Source organism: Shewanella sp. TB7-MNA-CIBAN-0143 (assembly GCF_040310065.1).
Taxonomy (GTDB): Bacteria; Pseudomonadota; Gammaproteobacteria; order Enterobacterales; family Shewanellaceae; genus Shewanella.
On the sequence record NZ_JBEOPL010000033.1, the window covers coordinates 19106 to 39847 of the forward strand.

Consider the following 20742-nt stretch of genomic DNA (forward strand, 5'->3'; position numbering starts at 1 on the left):
TGGCTTATGCTATTATCTAGCACCTTTTTTATCGCCTTAATATTGACGTTAACCGCCGCTGTACTCTAGTGAGCAAATTAACTAAATATACTAATAGAATAAGTACGTTAAGGAGTTAACATGCAAGCCCTAGTTGCTGTTGTAATGGGTTCGAAAAGTGATTGGCCTACAATGGAAGCCGCCGCTGAAATTATGGATAAGTTACAAGTGCCTTATCATGTTGAAGTTGTTTCAGCTCACAGAACACCAGACAAGCTAATGGAATTTGCAAGTTCTGCTGCAGATAAAGGCTATAAAGTCATTATTGGTGGCGCAGGCGGAGCAGCCCACTTACCAGGCATGATCGCCTCTAAAACGCGTTTGCCAGTGTTGGGTGTCCCAGTACAAAGCAAGGCGCTATCTGGTATGGACAGTCTATTGTCTATTGTACAAATGCCTAAAGGGATTGCCGTTGGCACCTTGGCCATTGGTACTGCCGGCGCGTTTAACGCAGGTTTATTAGCCAGCCAAATTTTGGCGATTAGCGATGCAGCTTTAGCTGAGCGTTTAGAAGCATTTCGTGATGAGCAAACTCGCTCGATCCTTGATAATCCCGATCCGAGAGAAGACTAATGACGTTGCCAAAAAATCTTTGGGTATTGGGTGACGGTCAATTAGGTGCCATGCTCAGTCATGCTGGTCAGCCGTTAGGCATTAATGTGCGCCCAGTCGATATTATGACGCCATCAGATGCACAATTACCGCTAGAAGCTGACGACATCATTACCGCTGAACGTGAACAATGGCCTGAGTCGCAGTTAAGTTTACAACTCAGCCAACACCCACATTTTATTAATGGTCCTGTGTTTGGCCGTTTAGCAGATCGTTTTAGCCAAAAAAGTCTACTCGATGAATTAGCGGTCGCCACATCACCATGGCAATTAGTTGATGACAATACCAGCACTGAAGCGTTACATAAGGCTTATGGTGAACGGGTATTGTTAAAACGTCGCACCGGTGGTTATGACGGTAAAGGTCAACACTGGCTTAAACAGGCTGAAGCAACAACCATCCCTGCCGATTGGCGCAACGAAGCCATTGCAGAACAAGCGATTAACTTTGATGAAGAAGTGTCGTTAGTCGGCGTGCGCACCCAAGATGGCCGCTGCTTATTTTACCCACTAGCACTTAACTTGCATCAAGACGGTATTTTAATGGCCTCTATCGCGCCATTAAGCCGCTTAGCGTCTTTACAAGCAGAAGCTGAAGACATGCTAAGCAAGGTCATGCATGGCCTTGAATACGTGGGTGTGATGGCAATGGAATGTTTCCGTGTTGGTGAACACTTAATGGTAAATGAGTTAGCGCCACGGGTGCATAATTCTGGCCATTGGACTCAAGCAGGTTGCCACATTAACCAGTTTGAATTGCACTTACGTGCCTTATGCAATTTACCTTTGCATCAACCACAAGTGAACTTTCAATGTGTGATGGTTAACCTAATTGGTGTTGATAAAGACGACCGTTGGTTAAGCCTGCCAAATGCTGAACTGTTTTGGTACAACAAAGACGTTCGTGTTGGTCGCAAAGTAGGTCACTTGAACCTGTCAGTGCATAATAAAGCGATGTTAGATGACTGTATTAGCCAACTAAAAGCGTGGATGCCACAGCAATATCAAGCACCATTAGATTGGATTTTGGCAGAGTTTGCCCAATAGCTGGGTTAAACAGGCTGGTTAAATTAGTTTGTAAAATCAATTAAACAAGTCATCAAATCTGTTTATTAGGACGTTACCTAAAGACACACGAAAAAAGGAGCCTAGGCTCCTTTTTTGTTATTGAGTTTTTGTGATTTATTTTTTGTGATTGAATGATTTTTTATGATTGAATACTTTCTTGTGATTGAATAGCTAGGGCTTTCGCTTAAAAATCGCTAACCACGTCAAATGTGTTCACAGTGGTCAGTAAGCCGCTGCACAAAGCGACTTATACTTAAGCTTAATCAAAGAATACTCGCCATAACCAAGACGAATCTAAATCTTCTTTACATTGATGATATTGCGCAGCGTAGCGTTTTGAACGTTTGTCGACTTTATTGGCTACAGGCGTTAACCATTTTTTGGCTTTATAGCTGCCACGTTTATAACCGCCCCAACCTTCGTGATAATTTAAGTATTGGTTTTTAGCATCCCACTTAGACACACCATTAATTTTATGGGTTTTGTAAATAAACCAGCCCATAAAGTCCATCGCATCATCAAAATCACTGCGGCTAGACCAATTGTTACCGGTTTCGCGAACGTAATCGTCCCACGTCATGGTTTTAGCTTGTGCGTAGCCATAGGCATCGCTGGCTCGTCCGGTGGGGATAAAACCTAAAAAGTATTCCATTGGTGGTGCGGCATTGTGTTTGAATGAACTTTCTTGGTACATCATCGCTAAAGGGACATGTACTGGAACGCCCCATTTTTCACGGGTATCTACTGCGGCTTCATACCAAGAACGGTGTTCTTTAAAAATAGCACACAGATTATCAGGCTCTTTCGGAGGCGAGGTGGCACAACCTGCTAATGACAGTAATACAATTGCGCTAACGACACCTAAAAAAAACTTCATAACACCTCTACCAGTACCTAAGATATTGATTCTGGGCTCAGTTTTACATCAATTAAAAACCAATGCAATTATCGTTACATTTTTTGTTGCATTGTTTTATAAGTGAACACCCATTATTTCAACAATGCGCCTCAAACTGAAAAGACTGAGTGACTCTGATTGAGCACATAATGAATGGAGTGGGTATTATCGTTTCATTTCACATTGATGAGATTCTGTTTGCCAAATGATTGGCTGCCAGTAGTCCTGATTCTGACCAATATAGATTTTATCGGTATTGAATTGAGCTGCTATATGATAACGCTGATCGAGTTCAACATTAACAGTCAATACTTTCACTTTACGGGCCGATAATGACACTTTTAATTCTGGTGAGTTAATCAGTTCTGCCACTGTAAATGCATGCTCACCTGGCGATAATAGGTAATTGGGTCTTGAAATAACCGCCACGCCATCTAAGTGAGTGACCACGACACGGTATAAGTTGGCACTGTTATCAGGTGCTAAATAACTCGACACAGTACCGCACTCTACCATTTCAGCTGGCGATGAAGCACAGCCATGTAAAGCTAATGCCGCTACCGCTACAAGCAGTGCTCGCCAAGATGAATAAGCTTGCATGATTACTTCGCCTCGAAAGTGCCTGCAGGAACAAGATCACTAAAATAGTGAGCGAGGAAAGTCGCAAAATTATCTTGTGGTTGAGCCTCTAAACTGTGCTGCTCAAGCAAAGATTTTTTAGCCTCGTTTTCATAGCTTTGCTCAACTTCATCACTTAATGGGTAATGGCTTAAAAATTCATGATAATCATTTGCCAGTTGTTTAACCCACACGCTATGGTCGGTGCCTTTAACCACGACTTCGTTGATCACTCGCCCTGATAAGGTTTTATCTGGATCATCGATAGCTTCAGACCAAGTGCTTAAGGCTGTTTGGTAAGCATGGCTGTCATCACCGTCGAGTAGCTTCGCGATTGTGTTTAATTGTCCAAATAACTCGTGCATCCATTGCGTTAAGCTAATGGTCTTACCGTTACGTTGTAATTCAAGCCCAGGTTTACGGCCTTCTAATACTACGGCTTTCAAGTTAGCGGCAATCTCTGCGTCGCCGACGGCATCGGTATCTTCAGATGGCGATAATAAGCAGTACAATAAAAATAGGTCTAGGAAACGTACTTGAGTTGCATCTATCCCAACAGGGCTAAATGGATTAACGTCTAAGGCACGTACTTCAATATACTCAACACCTGCACGAGCTAAAGCTTGTGAAGGTTTCTCGCCTTTTTGGGTGACACGTTTTGCACGGATTGGCGCGTAAAATTCATTTTCAATTTGCAAAATATTACTATTGAGTTGGCGGTATTCACCGTCCACATTGATACCAATTTCTTCAAACTTTTTCGATGGCATTTTAATTGCCGCCCCAACGCCTTCAAGATAATCAGGCAATGAGTTATAGCTAATATTAAGCGTGTCTTGTTCTTTGTTGGTATAGCCTAGATCACTCATGCGCAATGAGGTTGCATAAGGAAGGTATAAGGTCCCTTTACCGGTTTTTTTAAATTCGAAATCGACGTCTTGATCTTTTATAAATGAACTGCATAATGCTGGCGTTGAACCAAATAAATACGGTAACACCCACACTAAACGACGGTAGTTACGGATCAGTCCAAAATAAGATTCTGAGATAAAGTCTTCAAGGCTAATATTTTTACTGCAACAAGCGGCACCGTTGGTCATCTTGTCATCATACAAACGTTGCCATAAATCTTGCGACACCGAAAAGTTAAAATGAACCCCAGAAATGATCTGCATTAATGCACCATAACGATGGGTTAACCCTTTACGATATAAGGTTTTCATTTTACCGTTATTGGAGCTGCCATATCGTGCGACAGGAATATCACTGACTTCACCTACGTAACATGGCATGCTGACAGGCCACAATTTTTGGCCGTTAAGGTTACGCACACTGTAAGCGTGGGTTTGCGTTAACCCCTCGAGCAAATCATCAATACTGTGACAGACTGGCGTAATAAATTCTAATAAGGCTTCGCTGTAATCAGTGGTAATGCGCGAATGGGTCAGAGCAGAACCGAGCGCTTCTGGGTGTCCGTCTTGTGCTAAATGGCCGTTTTCATCAATACGCAATGCTTCACGTTCAATACCACGTAACATGCCCAATAAAGCCTCACGGCCTTGAGTGTCGCTTAAGTGTTCGACTTTTTCATTGAAAGACTTCAATTTACTACTCTCTTTTATGGATTCGCATTGCGAGTAAACAGCTAGACCTGATAATAAACGAGATTATTACTGAAAACGCGAAAAAAAATGTAACTCAGTATAATTAGCGTGTTTATGGGTGTTAAATTAAAAAACGGCAACACAAGTTGTCACCGTTGATAGAGCCTTAAACATTATCTTTTATTTACCAAAATAACCAACACCGTATGGTATTACGATTAAAGCACATAATTTAGCTCAACCTATATTTATAATAGATTGAGCTAAGTATACATCTCATGTATATGAGGTTAACACTAGCTTATTTCAAGGCTAGTGTTAACCCTTGTAGTAACAAGTGTTCAACTAGTCGGCAAGTGTCATCATTTCAATCTGATACCCAAGGGCTTTTAATTGAGGTACAACGGTGGTTTTATCACCCACCACCAGCATTACCATATCATTGATATTTAATAACTTACTGGCAAGTTTGTTTAACTCATCTGTCGAAATGTTTTTCACAATTTTGTCTTGCTTAGCCGTAAAGTTTTTATCGAGCTGATAACGTTGGATCATTCTTAGAAAACCGGCTTTTTGATACGGGGTTTCGTATTCTAATGCCTGGCTTTGCGCAATCGAACTGCGCATAAAGGCACTTTCTTCGTCGGTCATACCCGACGCTTGGTATGCATTAATTTCGTTAACAAACTCAGCTAATGCTAACCCTGTTACATCGCTTCTTACGCTAGCATACGCCATAAACTGACCGGTATCTTCTGCACCACCAAACTGAGTACGCGCACCATAGGTGTAACCTTTATCTTCACGCAGATTAAGATTAATACGGCTATTAAACGCATCTCCTAATGGGTAGTTCATCAAATAAGCTTTAAAGTAATCGCCTGTTGCATCATACGGTAACGACACTTGGCCGATATTAATCACCGACTGTGCCGCACCAGGTTTATCAATCAAATAAATAGTGTTTTTAAGGTGTGTTGGCAATGCTGGCAGTGCTGCAACCTGAGTCGCCTCGCCTTGCCATTCATTAAATATCGACAACTTAGGCATTATTTGTTGTTGATTTAAGTCTGATACCACAACCATTTGAGCATTACCTGCACGGTATTGCTGTTGGTAAAATTGCTTTACGTCATCTAGCGTTAATGCCGATATTGATTTAATCGTACCATTACTGCTGATCCCTAATGGACTATTGTTGCCATATAACAAGGCAGCAAAACCACTACGGGCGAGATAGTTAGCATCGGACATTTGATGTTGCAAACCTTGCAACTGCTGTTGCTTGACTCGTTCAAAGTCTGCAGCAACAAAACCGGGACTGAATAAACGCTCTTTAACGATGGCAAGCGTGGCATCTAGGTTTGCCGTTAAACTCGACACTTTAAGGTAGCTTTGTGAATCGCTGGCGCCAAAACTAATCGACGAGCCCAGCATATCAAGCGCCCCAGCTAAATCTTCGCTGCTGCGTTGCGCACTCGACTCATTAAGCATAGATGCGGTTAACTCAGCAAGACCCGCCTTATTATTGGGCGTTAAACGATGGCCGCCATCCAAATAAATAAGCAATTCAACCGTTGGTGTTTCGTCACTTTCAGTGCCCATCACTTTAATGCCATTTACCAGCTTGCTGTCCCATAATTGCGGCACTGTCAGTATCGGGGCCGCGGCTGATGGCGGTATTTTATTGCGATCAAATGAAGATTTAGCGAAAGTGATATCAGATAATCCGGTTACCGCTTCTTGCGCGATAGGCAAAGTAGTCGGTTCAAAATTATCCGCGTGGGCGATTAATTGTGTTTGTCCTTCTGGCACAATACTCATCACCACCATTGGCTTATTTTTAATGTAGGTATTAAATACCCGCATTACATCGGCTTTGGTGACATTAGCATAACGGGCTAAATCAGCTGCCACCATGTCTGGCTTACCAAAAAAGGTTTGATTAGCGGCAAGTGTAGAGACTTTTCCGGCGACACTTTGCATGCCAAAAATAGTGTTGGCTTCGAACTGTACTTTGACTTTTTGCAAGTCATCGTCGGTTACGCCACGTTGTTCAAACTCACTGATAGTTTGATTTATTTTAGTTTCAAGATCAGCAAGACTGCCACCTTTACTTGGGTTCGCGACAGCGTAAAGAGATAACTGACAAGTAAGCTCTTGGCATGGATGACTCACCGCAGCTTGGACCGCATAACCATCTTTGACCAAATTTTTGTAGATAAGTGACGTTTTACCGCCACCGAGAATATTAGCGAGCAAATCGAGTGCAGCTTCGTCTTTATGTTGCGCGTAAACAGTGGGGAATCCCATGTAAATTAGCGGTAAATGTACTTTGTCTTCCATCGATATATAACGGGTTTTATCCAATGTCACCATGGTTTTAGCTTCAGGCTTAACCGTAGGCCCGGCTGGAATTTCACCAAAGTACTTATTTACCCATGCCAGCGTTTGCATCTCATCAAAGTCGCCACCAATGGTTAAGGTCGCATTGTTAGGCCCATACCAACGTTGAAAAAAATGTTTCACATCATCAACTGTGGCGCGATCTAAATCATCTGGCCAGCCAATAACAGGCCAAGAATATGGATGACCCGCTGGATAAAATGCTTGGTTAAAACGTTCATTTAAACGGCCATAAGGACGATTATCAATCCGTTGTGCACGTTCATTTTTGACGGTTTCACGTTGCACTTCGAATTTTTCACTCGTGAGGGCGGGCAGTAAAAAGCCCATACGGTCAGACTCTAACCAGAGCATTTTCTCTAGTTGATTACTTGGCACAGTTTCAAAATAATTGGTTCTGTCGGTATTGGTAGTGCCGTTTAATGTTCCGCCCGCTTCAGTAACCACTTTAAAATGCTGTTCATCACCAACGTGTTGTGACCCTTGGAACATCATGTGTTCAAATAAATGCGCAAAGCCACTGCGTCCGGCTAATTCACGGGCTGAACCAACATGATAGGTCACATCGACATGAGCTAATGGGTCTGACTTGTCTTGATGTAAAATCACTGTTAAGCCATTGGCTAACTGATATTTTTTATAGGGAATGCTAACTTGATTTTCTATCGGCGTGGCGTTTTCAATTAAGGTAACGCCTTGGGGCAAACTCGACGACTGGTACCCATCATATGCGCAGCCACTTAACGCTGCACTGATGGCCGCTGCTAATATCCATTTATTCAAATTTAGTTTCAAAATCGACTCCTTCCTTAAAACAAAAAAACCATCGTTGCAGAAGTAACGCGGTATCAATACTCAAACGTATACGTCATCAGCAATACAATGACGCTATAACGTAATAATTTACCCATAAACATAAATAATGAGGCGGGCAAGATAGGTATTTTTAACCATCCAGCCAGTAAACATAGCAAATCACCGATTATCGGTAACCAAGATAATAATAGGGCCCACATACCATATTTTTCTATCCATGCGAGTGCATAGCGGTATTGACGACGTTGAATATCTTGTGGATTTTTAGCTAACCGCCCTGCTCGACCAAGACCATAACTGGTTATCGCACCAAGCGTATTACCAATAGTGGCCAGTATTAATAATTCGAACCATAAAGATGGCGTTTGATTAAGTAATGCCACCAGTAACACTTCTGAGCCGCCAGGCAAAAGCGTTGCAGCGAAAAAGGCGCCGCTGAACATTAACCATAAACTCGTCATCGATAAATCTTATTGTGCACTAGCATATTCATTCCAATGACTATTCATTTTATTTTTATCGTACCTTCACAATGAATATCTGCACAGCATAATATGAATATATTGAACGCGATAAATCTTAAATTAACTCACCAGTATCTCAAGAGTGCTTTAAACACTATGCAGATACACAATCACGATACCGTTCATTGTGACGTAAACATGCAAGGTTACCCCACTCAATATACAAAAATTGAGCAACAACAGCGCGAATACGTTAATGAATAGTGAAAAAACTTAAAGTTATAATAACAAATTTAGTTATTCATATAAGTTATAATAAAATAACGTTGTTTGTCATTCGCTCACTTCATACAATGCGATTAATGTTTATTAACCTCAACGGGTTTATTAGGACATTATTTAGCGTAAATACTTCGCATAGTCCTAAAAAACTAGACAGTAATACAGCGTCAGATCGCCATTGTAGGGTTTAGCTTTTAGTAATTAATCACTCATTAGTGAACTAATGGGTCACGTACAACGATGTTGCCTAATCATATTTAGCGACGTCACAATGACATAATTTGGAACTTTCATGATATTGCAAACGCTCAAACGCATCCCTTTTTGGCAGAAAGTCATTGCAGGTTTTGTTTTAGGAACACTCACTGGTGTCGGATTAGGCGAGTCAGCCGTGATGTTAAAGCCTCTTGGCGATCTGTTTATCAGTGCCATTAAAATGCTGGTTGCTCCTTTGGTATTTTGTGCCATTGTGGTGAGCATTACCTCTCTGGGCTCGCAAGGTAATTTAAAGCGTTTAAGTTTTAAAACTTTAGCCATGTTTATGTTTACCGGCACCATTGCTTCATTTATTGGTTTAACTGTCGGCAGCCTTATCGACATGGGCGGTAACCTAGCCTTAGCCACATCAGAAGTTCGCGAACGTGATATTCCAGGCTTTGCTCAGGTATTACTCAATATGATCCCGGTGAATCCGTTTGCCTCATTAGCCGACGGTAATGTGCTTCAAATCATTGTCTTTGCCGCGTTAATTGGCATTGCCATTAATGCTGTAGGCGAGAAAGCAACGCCGTTAAAAAATGTCATTGAAGCCGGTGCTGAAGTGATGTTTCAATTAACGCGTATGGTATTAAAATTAACACCAATTGGTGTATTTGGTTTAATGGCCTGGGTTGTGGGCGAGTACGGCTTAAGTACATTATTACCATTAGGTAAGTTTATTATTGCGATTTATATTGCCGCGTTAATTCATATTATCTTTGTGTATGGTGGTTTAGTTAAATTTGCTGCGGGTTTAAGCCCACTGCAATTTTTCCGTAAAGCCATGCCGGCTCAAATTGTGGCCTTTAGTACCGCATCAAGCTTTGGTACTTTACCTGCCAGCACACGCAGTACCGAAGCGATGGGCGTGTCCAAACGTTACAGTGCTTTTGTACTGCCACTCGGCGCAACCATGAACATGGACGGTTGTGGCGGTATTTATCCTGCTATTGCGGCCATTTTTATTGCGCAAATTTACGGTATTCCGCTTGATATGACGGACTACATGTTGATTGCGGTAACGGCAACGGTAGCGTCTGTCGGCACAGCAGGAGTTCCTGGTAGTGCGATGGTTATGTTAACCGTGACTTTGGGCGTGATAGGCTTACCACTGGAAGGTATTGCCTTTATCGCAGCCATTGACCGTATTATTGATATGATCCGCACGGCAACTAACGTGACTGGCGATATGATGACTGCGGTTGTGATTGGAAAATCGGAAGGCCAATTGGACGTAGAGCAATTTTACTCAGATGAAAAACCGGTTGAGCAAGCCGCTTAACAATATTTTCATTGTATGGTTTGACCTAAAATACCTTGATCATTTTTAAACAAGCCAGCACTTTTTAGTGCTGGCTTTTTAGTGCTGGCTTTTTAGTGTCAATCGTCAAAAAAGATAAACGCCCATAAATGAGTGAAGGCTATTGAGCTAACGCTGGAATGACTTAAATTGGAAAAGTGCTCCACATCCAAAAATCTAGGTCAACAGTCGTCTACATCAGAAACGATCTACGTTGAACCCGACAGTTTCAATCCGATAATGCCAATAACAATTAACAGTAGACTGACTAATCGAATCAATGTGACTGACTCATTAAACAATACCATTCCTAGTATTGCAGTCCCTACCATTCCCACTCCAACCCAAATAGCATAAGCCGTTCCAACGGGCAACGATTTCATCGCAATGCCCAGTAGCCCAACACTAATCAACATGGCGACAATAGTACCGACGCTTGGCCATAAACGAGTAAAACCTTCGCTATATTTAAGTCCTATCGCCCATACAATTTCAAATAATCCCGCTACCACCAAAATAAACCAAGACATACACACCTCTGTGTTACGGGGCCGTCCCCGGATGAAATAGAGAGGTAAGGTCGTCCTCACGTCACATAAACAGATATCAGTATCACAAAAACAACCTAAGCCATTATCTTGTGATTAGGGCATTCACTGAGTAGGTTGCGATCTACTATTGGTACGTTTTACCCTGATGCATCAACCAACCATTAAGGTGGCGGCCATTAGGATCGTGATGAGTCCAATGCACTACGCCGCCTTTGTTATTCCATTCATACACACCGTAAAATTGTATCTCATCACCGACCGATATCGCATCAATCCGTGGCGCTAAATCAATATTATGTGCAATTAATACGGTGAACGAAGAAGATATTTTAACAATTAATCTTTGATGTCTAGCACCTTTATTGTCATCTGGTAGCAGTTTAACCACGGTTCCCAGACCTTGTACCTGAACATTTTCCTGCTGGTGCTCAAATGCTTGCTGGATGAGTGCATTGTTATTTTGGGCTACAGAATATTGCACTGTGGAGTTAGATTTGAGTGCGGTGGTTGATGTATCGGTGAATGATTCAGCCACACTATATTGCGGTAAAACGAACCATTGATATGACGAAAAAATTATAACGAGTAACGCGAGCCATTTTTTCATGTGTTGTGCTTTCCTTAGCCTAATTAACAAGATAGTTAAACAGATATTATACGATAACAACCCAAAAGAAACACAAGTTAATGATGATGACGAGTATACAGGATGACTACAAATCTTTAGATTACAAATTGATTATGCAGGCAGTGAATTTTATCTAATCCAGTCTAATTTAGCACCGTTAGAGACCACGGATTAGCAGCAATTTTAGGCTCTACATAAGATAGTAGCAGGAATAGTTAACTGACTTGGTTGAGCTTAGGAGGGTAAATAGATTTCAAAACTGGACACAAAAACGCAATGTAAAAAAAGATTAAAGCGAGTATCAATTGATACTCGCTTTTTTCACTAGCTTGCCAAATTAGAACTTAGCGTTTGCCCAAAGCCACACTTTATCAGTATCAACTTTACCGGCTCCAGCATCGCCTGCTGAATAAGCGGCGTATTTAACACCTACGGTATAATTTTTATCAATTGGTAAACTGAATACGGCGTCAATTTCGTCGCCTAAATCGTTTACCGTAGCGCTAGATTCGTCAGCTTCAAAATCATGGTAAACCAACGCCCAATTACCACCAACAATACTACCACCAATAGACACATAGGTATCGGCTAGCCCTTGGGCTGGCGTCCCTAAAAATTGATCAGACCAACCATTAAATGCGTGTAAAGTGGCCAGTGGCGTCGCAAAACCATATTCACCATTATCAGACCCAAGCAGCTCGTATCCTAACTTGACGGTCAGCCCGCTAAAACCTACGCCAACTTCGCCCAATAAATAATCAGCAGAATAAGATGTAGTTGCGGTATCGGCATCTTGTGTGGCGTATTCTACCGTATAAAGTAGTTTGATTTTGTCGATATCTTTAGCACCAGCAAAGCGCACGCCATAGGTGTCAACGCCGTTATCAAGGTTGGTATCTTCCTCAAGCAGATAGCCGTAAGCACTTAGCTTACCCAAGCCTAAATTATATGATGCATTGATGATGTGATCTTTTGAATCTATGTCTTTTATTTCTGCAAAAATACGGTTGCGCTTGTAGATATAGCCATAGTCAACGCTAAAGTCATTCATTGCATATTGCATAGTAACGGCATCGAATGTTTGGCGATCTTGACGCCAGCCAACATGGCCGATAAAACGTTGGTTATCGATAGCAATAACTTGACGCCCAGCTTTAGCAGTAAAACCATTACGCTTGTATTGTAAGAAAGCCTGGTCTAATTCAGTTGTTTCAGGGTCTGCAATCACAGAGTAATCAGCATTGTTGCCAATCGCGTCATTATAATCATTAACCCCTGCTAAGCTGCGTGAATCCTCAAACTCAACTAAAGCTGTTAAGCCGTAATATTCAGCGGTAGCAAAGGTTAAACGAGTCCGAAGTGTCAATGCATCAGCATCTTTTAACGCATTGTCTTGATCGACAGATTCATAACGCAAATTCAAATCTACATTTGCTGTTCCCTGAGTCACTGCATCAGCGATTGATGTGACTTTAACATCCGCTGCAGAAGCATTTCCCATAGCCAGTAATAGTGAACAACTAAGTACCGATAAAGCACATTTTTTTGTAAAGGCAGAATTTAGGCAAGCCTTATCCGCAACTTGACTCGCAAGCAGTTTTTTATTCATCTTACATCCCAAATAGTTATTTTAAGTTAAGTTATAAACACGCTGTAAAGCGTAACAGTGCGACTAGCAAACTAACTGTTGCTTACTTTAACGGCTTCATTAATTGGTGTCTGTGATTTATCTTGCATTTTAAATACTTGTTTTGTTGCTGACAGTGATTCTATCTTGCGTTGTTTTTCATACAGGAATTTAAGTACCTCAGAACGCAGTCGGTTGTACTCAGTATCTTGAGCTAACGCTAGGCGGTTTCTTGGCCTTTGAAGGTCGACTGTTAAAATTTCACCCACTGTGGCTTCTGGACCATTGGTCATCATGACAATTTTGTCAGACAACAACACCGCTTCGTCTACATCGTGGGTAATCATAATCACGGTATTATTTAACTGACTTTGGATCTCCATTAACGAGTCCTGCATGTGTGCTCGTGTTAACGCATCTAATGCTCCAAATGGCTCATCCATCAGCAACACTTCCGGTTGCATAGCAAGCGCCCTTGCAATACCGACTCGTTGTTTCATTCCACCAGAAATCTCTCCTGGACGTTTATGCATAGCATGATCCATCTGCACTAATTGCAGGTTATGTTCAATCCACTGTTTCATTTCTGTTTTGCTCATCTTGCCAGCAAACACTTGTTTTACAGCAAGCTCAACGTTTTGATAGGCACTTAACCAAGGGAGTAACGAATGATTTTGAAATACCACCGCCCGTTCAGGTCCTGGCGCTTTAACTTCAGTACTTTTTAAAATGACCCCACCAGAGCTGGCTTGGTATAAACCTGCAACAATATTCAGTACGGTCGATTTGCCACAACCAGAGTGACCAATCAATGAGATAAACTCGCCTTTATTTATCTTCAAATTCACGTCTTTAAGCGCTGTAAAAGATCCTTTAGGCGTGGGAAAAACCATATCAACGCCGCTAATCTCTAAAAATGTGCTCATGTTGTTACCCTCATTGATCCCAAGATACCCAATGCTGTAAGGCCAGAATGCCTCGGTCTAATAAAAAGCCAATAAAGCCAATCACAACCACCGCGGCCATAATTCGCGCTAATGAATCAGAACTACCATTTTGAAATTCATCCCAAACAAATTTTCCAAGCCCCGGATTTTGCGCCAGCATTTCCGCGGCAATCAATACCATCCACGCGACCCCTAGGGATAAGCGCATACCGGTAAAAATCATTGGGATAGATGCTGGTAAGACGATTTTTTGCACATGGGTTATTGCCGATAACCGCAATACTTTGCTGACATTGATGAGGTCGCTGTCGATACTCGTCACGCCGATTGTAGTGTTGATAATCATTGGCCAAACACTGCACAAGGTGACCGTGAGCATGGAGTTAATAAATGATTTAGACACTAGCGGATCCGGCGAGACATACAGCGCACTGACCACCATGGTAACTAAAGGCAACCAAGCGAGTGGCTATACGGGTTTAAAAATCTGAATGATTGGGTTAATTGCTGCCTGCAAACTGCTACTTAACCCCATCCAAATCCCCAATGGAATAGCAATAATGGCCGCTAAGATAAAACCACTCATGACGGTAATTAGACTAGTGACAATTTGATCCCAAAAAGTTTCTTTACCTGTGTAAGCACGTACTTTGGCGACATAACTTGGATCGTTAGCAACACGCGCCTCATTTCGTGTTTCTTGACGTTGATAAAAAGCCTCGGCCTTTTCGCGCTCAGTTATATGCTCCTGATACAAATTGTCAAATTGCGACACGACAGCAACCGGTCCCGGAAACTTACCTAGAGAGGTTTCAATACTATTAGCTGTCACCGCCCACAGAGCTAAAAATATCGCAATGCCGATAAACGGTAATAGTATCGCCCTACTTAACTCGGCTATTTTCAGCATAACAACTGCCATGTTGCCTCGTTCAATTAAGCGATTTTGTGCAATAGAATAAAGACTGTTCATCCAAGACTCCTTAACAGTTTGTTACAGCTTGTCGCCTTGCTTTAATCCAATTACAAATGAATTAATGTAAGCATTAGGCTTGCTGCCGTCATAAACTAAGTTATCAATAAAGTGAGTTTGCGGTGCTTTGAAACCGGTTTCTTTACTGAAATCTGGAAAGTCAGCTGCGGGGATGAGCTTATCGTCGATGAGTGATTGCGCGGCTTTAGCATAAATATCTGGACGATAGACTTTTGCGGCGATGTCTTTATACCAATCGTCAGATTTATCTTGTTCAATTTGGCCCCAACGGCGCATTTGAGTTAAATACCAAATCGCATCTGAGTAATATGGATAAGTTGCGTGATGCCTAAAAAATACATTGAAGTCTGGAACCGCGCGCTTATCGCCTTTTTCATATTCGAACGTCCCCGTCATACTATTAGCAATCACCTCATAGTCAGCACCAACATAATTAGATTGAGACAGTATTTTTACCGCTTCTGGGCGGTTAGCATTGTTATTGTCGTCTAACCATTTAGCGGCGCGGATCAACGCACGAGTAAGGCGTATAGTGGTATTTGGATATTTTTCGGCAAACTCGGCTGTAATACCAAACACTTTTTCAGGATTATCTTTCCAAATTTCATAATCGGTCACCACAGGTACACCAATGCCTTTAAACACAGCTTGCTGATTCCAGGGCTCACCAACGCAATAGCCATTAATTGTGCCCGCTTCCAGTGTCGAGGGCATTTGTGGGGGCGGAGTTACCGACAGCAAAGCTTGTGCATCAATCTGCCCTGATGTATCTCCTTTATGAGGTGCGTAAAACCCAGGATGAATCCCACCAGCGGCTAACCAGTAACGCAATTCATAGTTATGTGTAGAAACCGGAAACACCATACCCATATTAAATGGCTTACCAGCCGCTTTAAATTCTTCTACTACGGGCTTTAGTGCATCAGCTTTAATGGGATGAACGGGAAAACCGTCTGCCTGTTTAGCAATGTGCGGCTTCATTTTGGCCCAAACGTCGTTTGATACCGTAATTGCGTTACCATTTAAATCCATCGAAAATGGGGTAATAATGTGTGCTTTAGTACCGTAACCAATTGTTGCAGCAATAGGTTGACCCGCTAACATGTGGGCCCCATCTAATCGACCATCAATCACACCATCGAGTAACACTTTCCAATTTGCCTGCGCTTCAATCGTGACGTATAAACCTTCTTCTTCGAAATAACCTTTTTCATAAGCAACCGCAATAGGTGCCATATCAGTTAATTTGATAAAACCAAACCTGAGCTCTTCTTTTTCAGGAAAGCCCACTTCGGCACTTACAGTGTTGATACACAAACTTGCCCCAATACTGACCCCCAGTAATAAAGACTTAATCTGCTGAGTTAACGATATTTTCCAGTTCATATTATTTCCCCGTGATGAAAATTGACAATAAAAAAAGGCGCTTCGGATATCCATTTAGGAATATCTCGATAGCGCCTTTGCTAAAATTGAATTTATTAAATATTATTTATCAGTCAGTTAGTTGTAAAATTGATAACCTTTACTGTCTAAAAAGACTGGATATGGCTCATCAAATATACAATATTTGCTATCCATTTTTTATGCCAACATATTAACGCGTTGATTTTAAGAGAATTTAATTTTAACAATTAAATACCGTAATTCTACGACAGTGCAATAAAACAGTTTAAGTGCACCAATATGCATCAAAAGAGGTATAAGTAATTTTGTACCAGTAGATAAAAACAAAAAAGCCAACGCAAAGGCATTGGCTTTTGAATCATCTGGTAAGTTTTAGCCTAGTACTGCCAGCAAAACACCTGCAGCAACAGCACTGCCTAGCACACCTGCTACGTTAGGTCCCATAGCATGCATGAGTAAGAAGTTTTGGTTGTTAGCCTCTAAACCTACCTTATTCACTACTCGTGCAGCCATTGGCACAGCAGAAACGCCTGCTGCACCGATAAGTGGGTTAATTTTTCCGCCAGAGAGCTTACTCATTAATTTAGCCATCAATACCCCAGAAGCAGTACCAATACTAAACGCAACCGCGCCAAGGATTAAAATACCTAGCGTTTCGATACGCAGAAATTGATCCGCTGATAGCTTAGACCCAACAGCAAGACCTAAAAAGATAGTCACTATGTTGATTAACTCGTTTTGCGCCGTTTTCGATAAACGATCCACTACGCCAGATTCGCGCATTAAATTGCCCAAACAGAACATGCCAATTAATGGGGTTGCTGCAGGTAAAAATAAAATGGTTAACCCTAGCACCATCAGTGGAAAGATAATCTTCTCTTTCTTACTGACTTCACGCAATTGTTCCATTTTAATTTCACGTTCGGCTTTAGTGGTTAGCAGTTTCATGATCGGCGGCTGAATTAATGGCACTAACGCCATGTATGAGTATGCAGCAACAGCAATAGCACCTAACAATTCAGGCGCTAGTTTAGAGGCTAAGAAAATTGCCGTTGGACCATCAGCTCCACCAATAATGGCAATAGCTGCAGCATCTTGCATACTAAACTCAAACCCAGGTACCCAATTTAAGGCAATAGCACCAAGTAAAGTGGCAAAAATCCCAAATTGCGCCGCAGCCCCTAACAATAGTGTTTTAGGGTTAGCAATTAGCGCACCAAAATCAGTTAATGCACCCACCCCCATGAAGATGAGCAATGGGAATACCCCAGTCTCAATCCCGACATGGTAAGCGTAATACAGTAAGCCACCTTCATCGGTAAAACCTGCATTAGGAATGTTGGCTAATATGGCACCAAATCCGATAGGTAATAACAATAACGGTTCAAATCCTTTAATTATCGCTAGAAATAACAATAAACAACCAACAGCCATCATTAGCAGTTGGCCACCAGTAAAGTTAGCGACACCCGTTTCAGCCCAAAAAGCCAATAATCCTTCCATTTCGACCTCTTATGCTAATGACAACAATGTTGAACCTACAGTTACACTGTCACCCTGCTTAACCGCTAACTGAGTTACAACACCATCTTGTTGAGCACGAATTTCGGTTTCCATTTTCATCGCCTCCAGGATAATGATCACTTCACCGGTTTTAACCGCTTGACCATTACTGACTAACACTTTGAAAATATTTCCCGATAACGGCGCGGCCATGGTGCACTTAATCTCACCCGTAGGCGCTGAGGCGACCGTTGCAGACGCTGCCGTAATAGGTGCAGCTGATGCTGGCGCGATGTGACCAATCTCACCACCTTCACTCACTTCGACCACAAAATGTTGACCATCGACATCGACGGTATAGGTTTGTGGGCCTTTATCGGCTTTCACTTGTAAATCATCTGCACTTGGGACAGGTTCAAACGCATCCGGATTGCCGCGATTTTTAAGAAACTTAAGACCAATTTGATTGAACAACGCATAAGTCATTACATCGTCATCTGATTCTGCAGCTAAACTAAAGCCCTGCTCTTTGGCGGCTTCGGCAAGCTCGACACGTAATTTATCTAATTCTGGTGCAATTAAATCGGCTGGGCGACACGTAATTGGCTGTTCGCCTTTTAGCACTCTGGCTTGTAGTTCTGCATTAACTGGCGCTGGCGTCGCACCATATTCGCCTTTTAGTACACCTTCGGTCTCTTTGGTCATCGACTTGTAACGCTCACCCATCAGCACATTGATCACCGACTGTGAGCCAACAATTTGCGATGTTGGGGTAACGAGAGGTAAGAAACCAAGATCTTCACGTACCCGCGGGATCTCTTCAAGCACGGCATCCATTTTGTCTGCTGCGCCCTGCTCTTTTAATTGATTTTCCATATTGGTTAGCATGCCGCCAGGTACTTGAGCACGTAAAATACGTGAATCAATGCCTTTTAGTGCACCTTCAAAACGGACGTATTTTTTACGCACTTCACGAAAATAGGCTGCTATCTCTTCTAGCAACACCATATCGTAACCGGTTGCCCTGTCGGTATCTTCAACCATTGCCACTAACGTTTCGGTAGCGCTGTGGCCGTAGGTTTGGCTCATTGAAGATATTGCGGTATCAAGCACATCAACGCCCGCTTCAATCGCTTTTTGATATGTAGCGCTGCTTAGGCCCGTTGTAGCATGACAATGCATCGACACCATTAAGTCCGTTTGTGATTTTAAGCGGCTAATGAGGTCATAAGCTTGCATTGGCTTAAGTAAACCCGCCATATCTTTAATACATAAAGAATCTGCGCCCATGTCTTCTAGGCGTTTAGCCATATCAACCCAAGTATCAATGTTGTGAACAGGGCTAGTGGTAAATGAAATGGTGCCTTGGGCATGGCCGCCCACGTTTTTAACCGCTTTAACCGCGGTTTCAAGATTACGGACATCATTCATTGCGTCGAAGATACGAAATACATCAACGCCATTGGTATGAGCTCGTTCTACAAAACGCGTAACGACATCATCAGCATAATGTCGATAACCTAATAAATTTTGGCCTCGAAGCAACATTTGTTGCGGGGTATTAGGCATGGATTTTTTCAATTCGCGAATACGATCCCATGGATCTTCGCCTAAATAACGAATGCATGAATCAAAAGTTGCGCCGCCCCAAGACTCAAGTGACCAGAAGCCTACTTTATCTAATAACGGTGCTATAGGTAACATATCGTCAATACGTAAACGTGTTGCCAATAATGATTGATGTGCGTCACGCAGGACGACATCGGTTAATGCTAATGGCTTGCTCATAATGACTCCAAATTTATTTCGCGCGGTATTGATGTATCGCAGAGGTAATAGCGGCAACCAGCTTAGGGTCTAAGACGGTATGTTTAGGCACATTAGCACTTACCGTTGCTAGCGTAGGAACCTCTACTGGGGCCGGAAAAAGCTTGGCAACAATGCCAATACCGATGATTAAGATACTCAAAAAAATAAATACTAAACCCATGCCCATTACCATAATGCCTAGCGCATCGGATAACTGCTCAGATATCGATGTCATGTGTCCTCACTTTATCTGTTAAACATCAAACCAATACGTTGACTATTCTGTACCGTCCCTCAATGTGCTATCACGGTGCAATGTCACAAAACGTGCACCAAGACAACAACATCCTTAACGACTACAGACATAACTTGACTACTCAAGAAGCATAAATATTCAAACTCAACGCTTATTCAATGAAGGTGTATTTCATGGTAAAAACCGCAAACTGAGTTTGTAAACCTAAAATCCTGTCACAAAATATAAACAATTTACACCAACAATGCTATCTTTTTGTAAATTGGTCTTACCAAAACAGAGAGAGCCAATTAAAAAAAATCAATAAAATATAAAAAAAATGATAATAACCTGATGAATCATCAATAAAATCACTATATTCACTTTAAAATTAACAAATTCATAATTCAATGATAAAAATCACTCACACTTTATTGGTTTAACAAATTGATGAAATAGATGATTAAACATGACATGAGTAATAAGTGAATAAAGATGTGAAAATCAAATTTTTATGAGATAAAGCGGTTGCAGTAAGATGAGAAAGACAATGAAAATTAAGCAAAAAAAAAGCCCTGCATTGATGCAGGGCTTTTTATTATGGTGCGCGTGGGAGGAGTCGAACCTCCGACCGCCTGGTTCGTAGCCAGGTACTCTATCCAGCTGAGCTACACGCG

16 protein-coding genes and 1 pseudogene are annotated in these 20742 nt (G+C 41.9%); 3 read left to right on the top strand and 14 right to left on the bottom strand.

Features of this window, described 5'->3' with window-relative positions; all coding sequences use genetic code 11:
• Window positions 1-120 precede the first annotated feature (120 nt).
• Window positions 121-612: a 5-(carboxyamino)imidazole ribonucleotide mutase gene (gene purE / locus AAEY97_RS19990; protein WP_101085588.1), complete on the top strand. Its 492-nt coding sequence runs from the start codon at window positions 121-123 to the stop codon at window positions 610-612.
• A complete protein-coding gene (gene purK, locus AAEY97_RS19995; RefSeq protein ID WP_351001008.1) occupies window positions 612-1697 on the top strand; it encodes a 5-(carboxyamino)imidazole ribonucleotide synthase in 1086 nt (361 codons plus the stop codon). The genes purE and purK overlap by 1 nt, the downstream gene beginning before the upstream one ends.
• Window positions 1698-1977: 280 nt before the next feature.
• Here the strand turns inward: purK and AAEY97_RS20000 are convergent, their stop codons facing one another.
• The 5 genes from AAEY97_RS20000 to AAEY97_RS20020 all read right to left on the bottom strand — a co-directional run bounded on the left by AAEY97_RS20000 (window position 1978) and on the right by AAEY97_RS20020 (window position 8521).
• Window positions 1978-2595, bottom strand: coding sequence for a transglycosylase SLT domain-containing protein (locus AAEY97_RS20000; protein ID WP_162022564.1), 618 nt, complete (start codon window positions 2593-2595; stop codon window positions 1978-1980).
• Window positions 2596-2781: 186 nt separating this feature from the next.
• The gene (locus AAEY97_RS20005) at window positions 2782-3216 is read right to left on the bottom strand and encodes a hypothetical protein (RefSeq protein ID WP_351001010.1); all 435 of its coding nucleotides are present in this window, start codon (window positions 3214-3216) and stop codon (window positions 2782-2784) included.
• Between the two features lie 2 nt (window positions 3217-3218).
• Window positions 3219-4856 (bottom strand): glutamate--cysteine ligase, encoded by a 1638-nt coding sequence (gshA, locus tag AAEY97_RS20010; RefSeq protein ID WP_502959476.1) that lies wholly within the window; start codon window positions 4854-4856, stop codon window positions 3219-3221.
• Between the two features lie 327 nt (window positions 4857-5183).
• Entirely contained in the window at window positions 5184-8027 is a 2844-nt protein-coding gene (locus AAEY97_RS20015) for a M16 family metallopeptidase (RefSeq protein WP_351001026.1), read from the bottom strand.
• Between the two features lie 65 nt (window positions 8028-8092).
• Complete coding sequence (locus tag AAEY97_RS20020) at window positions 8093-8521, bottom strand: YqaA family protein (protein ID WP_101085598.1); 429 nt, start codon at window positions 8519-8521, stop codon at window positions 8093-8095.
• Between the two features lie 577 nt (window positions 8522-9098).
• Here AAEY97_RS20020 and AAEY97_RS20025 point away from each other — a divergent pair.
• Complete coding sequence (locus AAEY97_RS20025; RefSeq protein WP_351001016.1) at window positions 9099-10346, top strand: dicarboxylate/amino acid:cation symporter; 1248 nt, start codon at window positions 9099-9101, stop codon at window positions 10344-10346.
• Window positions 10347-10573: 227 nt separating this feature from the next.
• On the opposite strand, the gene sugE is transcribed toward AAEY97_RS20025, so the two are convergent.
• The 9 genes and pseudogenes from sugE to AAEY97_RS20070 all read right to left on the bottom strand — a co-directional run bounded on the left by sugE (window position 10574) and on the right by AAEY97_RS20070 (window position 20065).
• Entirely contained in the window at window positions 10574-10894 is a 321-nt protein-coding gene (gene sugE / locus AAEY97_RS20030) for a quaternary ammonium compound efflux SMR transporter SugE (RefSeq protein WP_101085602.1), read from the bottom strand.
• A 145-nt stretch (window positions 10895-11039) separates the two neighbouring features.
• Entirely contained in the window at window positions 11040-11522 is a 483-nt protein-coding gene (locus tag AAEY97_RS20035) for a DUF3465 domain-containing protein (protein WP_351001019.1), read from the bottom strand.
• Window positions 11523-11880: 358 nt separating this feature from the next.
• On the bottom strand, window positions 11881-13044 hold the full coding sequence (locus AAEY97_RS20040; protein ID WP_162024291.1) for an alginate export family protein: 1164 nt from the start codon (window positions 13042-13044) through the stop codon (window positions 11881-11883).
• Window positions 13045-13223: 179 nt separating this feature from the next.
• Complete coding sequence (locus tag AAEY97_RS20045) at window positions 13224-14096, bottom strand: ABC transporter ATP-binding protein (RefSeq protein WP_182743629.1); 873 nt, start codon at window positions 14094-14096, stop codon at window positions 13224-13226.
• A 10-nt stretch (window positions 14097-14106) separates the two neighbouring features.
• A pseudogene (locus tag AAEY97_RS20050) lies at window positions 14107-15039 on the bottom strand (ABC transporter permease).
• Window positions 15040-15111: 72 nt separating this feature from the next.
• Window positions 15112-16497 carry a CmpA/NrtA family ABC transporter substrate-binding protein gene (locus AAEY97_RS20055; protein WP_101085610.1) on the bottom strand — a complete coding sequence of 462 codons (1386 nt, stop codon included), beginning with the start codon at window positions 16495-16497 and terminating at the stop codon, window positions 15112-15114.
• A 393-nt stretch (window positions 16498-16890) separates the two neighbouring features.
• Window positions 16891-18021, bottom strand: a complete 1131-nt coding sequence (locus AAEY97_RS20060; RefSeq protein ID WP_101085612.1) for a sodium ion-translocating decarboxylase subunit beta — start codon at window positions 18019-18021, stop codon at window positions 16891-16893.
• 9 nt (window positions 18022-18030) lie between these two features.
• Entirely contained in the window at window positions 18031-19809 is a 1779-nt protein-coding gene (gene oadA / locus AAEY97_RS20065) for a sodium-extruding oxaloacetate decarboxylase subunit alpha (RefSeq protein ID WP_101085614.1), read from the bottom strand.
• Between the two features lie 13 nt (window positions 19810-19822).
• On the bottom strand, window positions 19823-20065 hold the full coding sequence (locus AAEY97_RS20070) for an OadG family transporter subunit (protein WP_101085616.1): 243 nt from the start codon (window positions 20063-20065) through the stop codon (window positions 19823-19825).
• Window positions 20066-20742 lie beyond the last annotated feature (677 nt).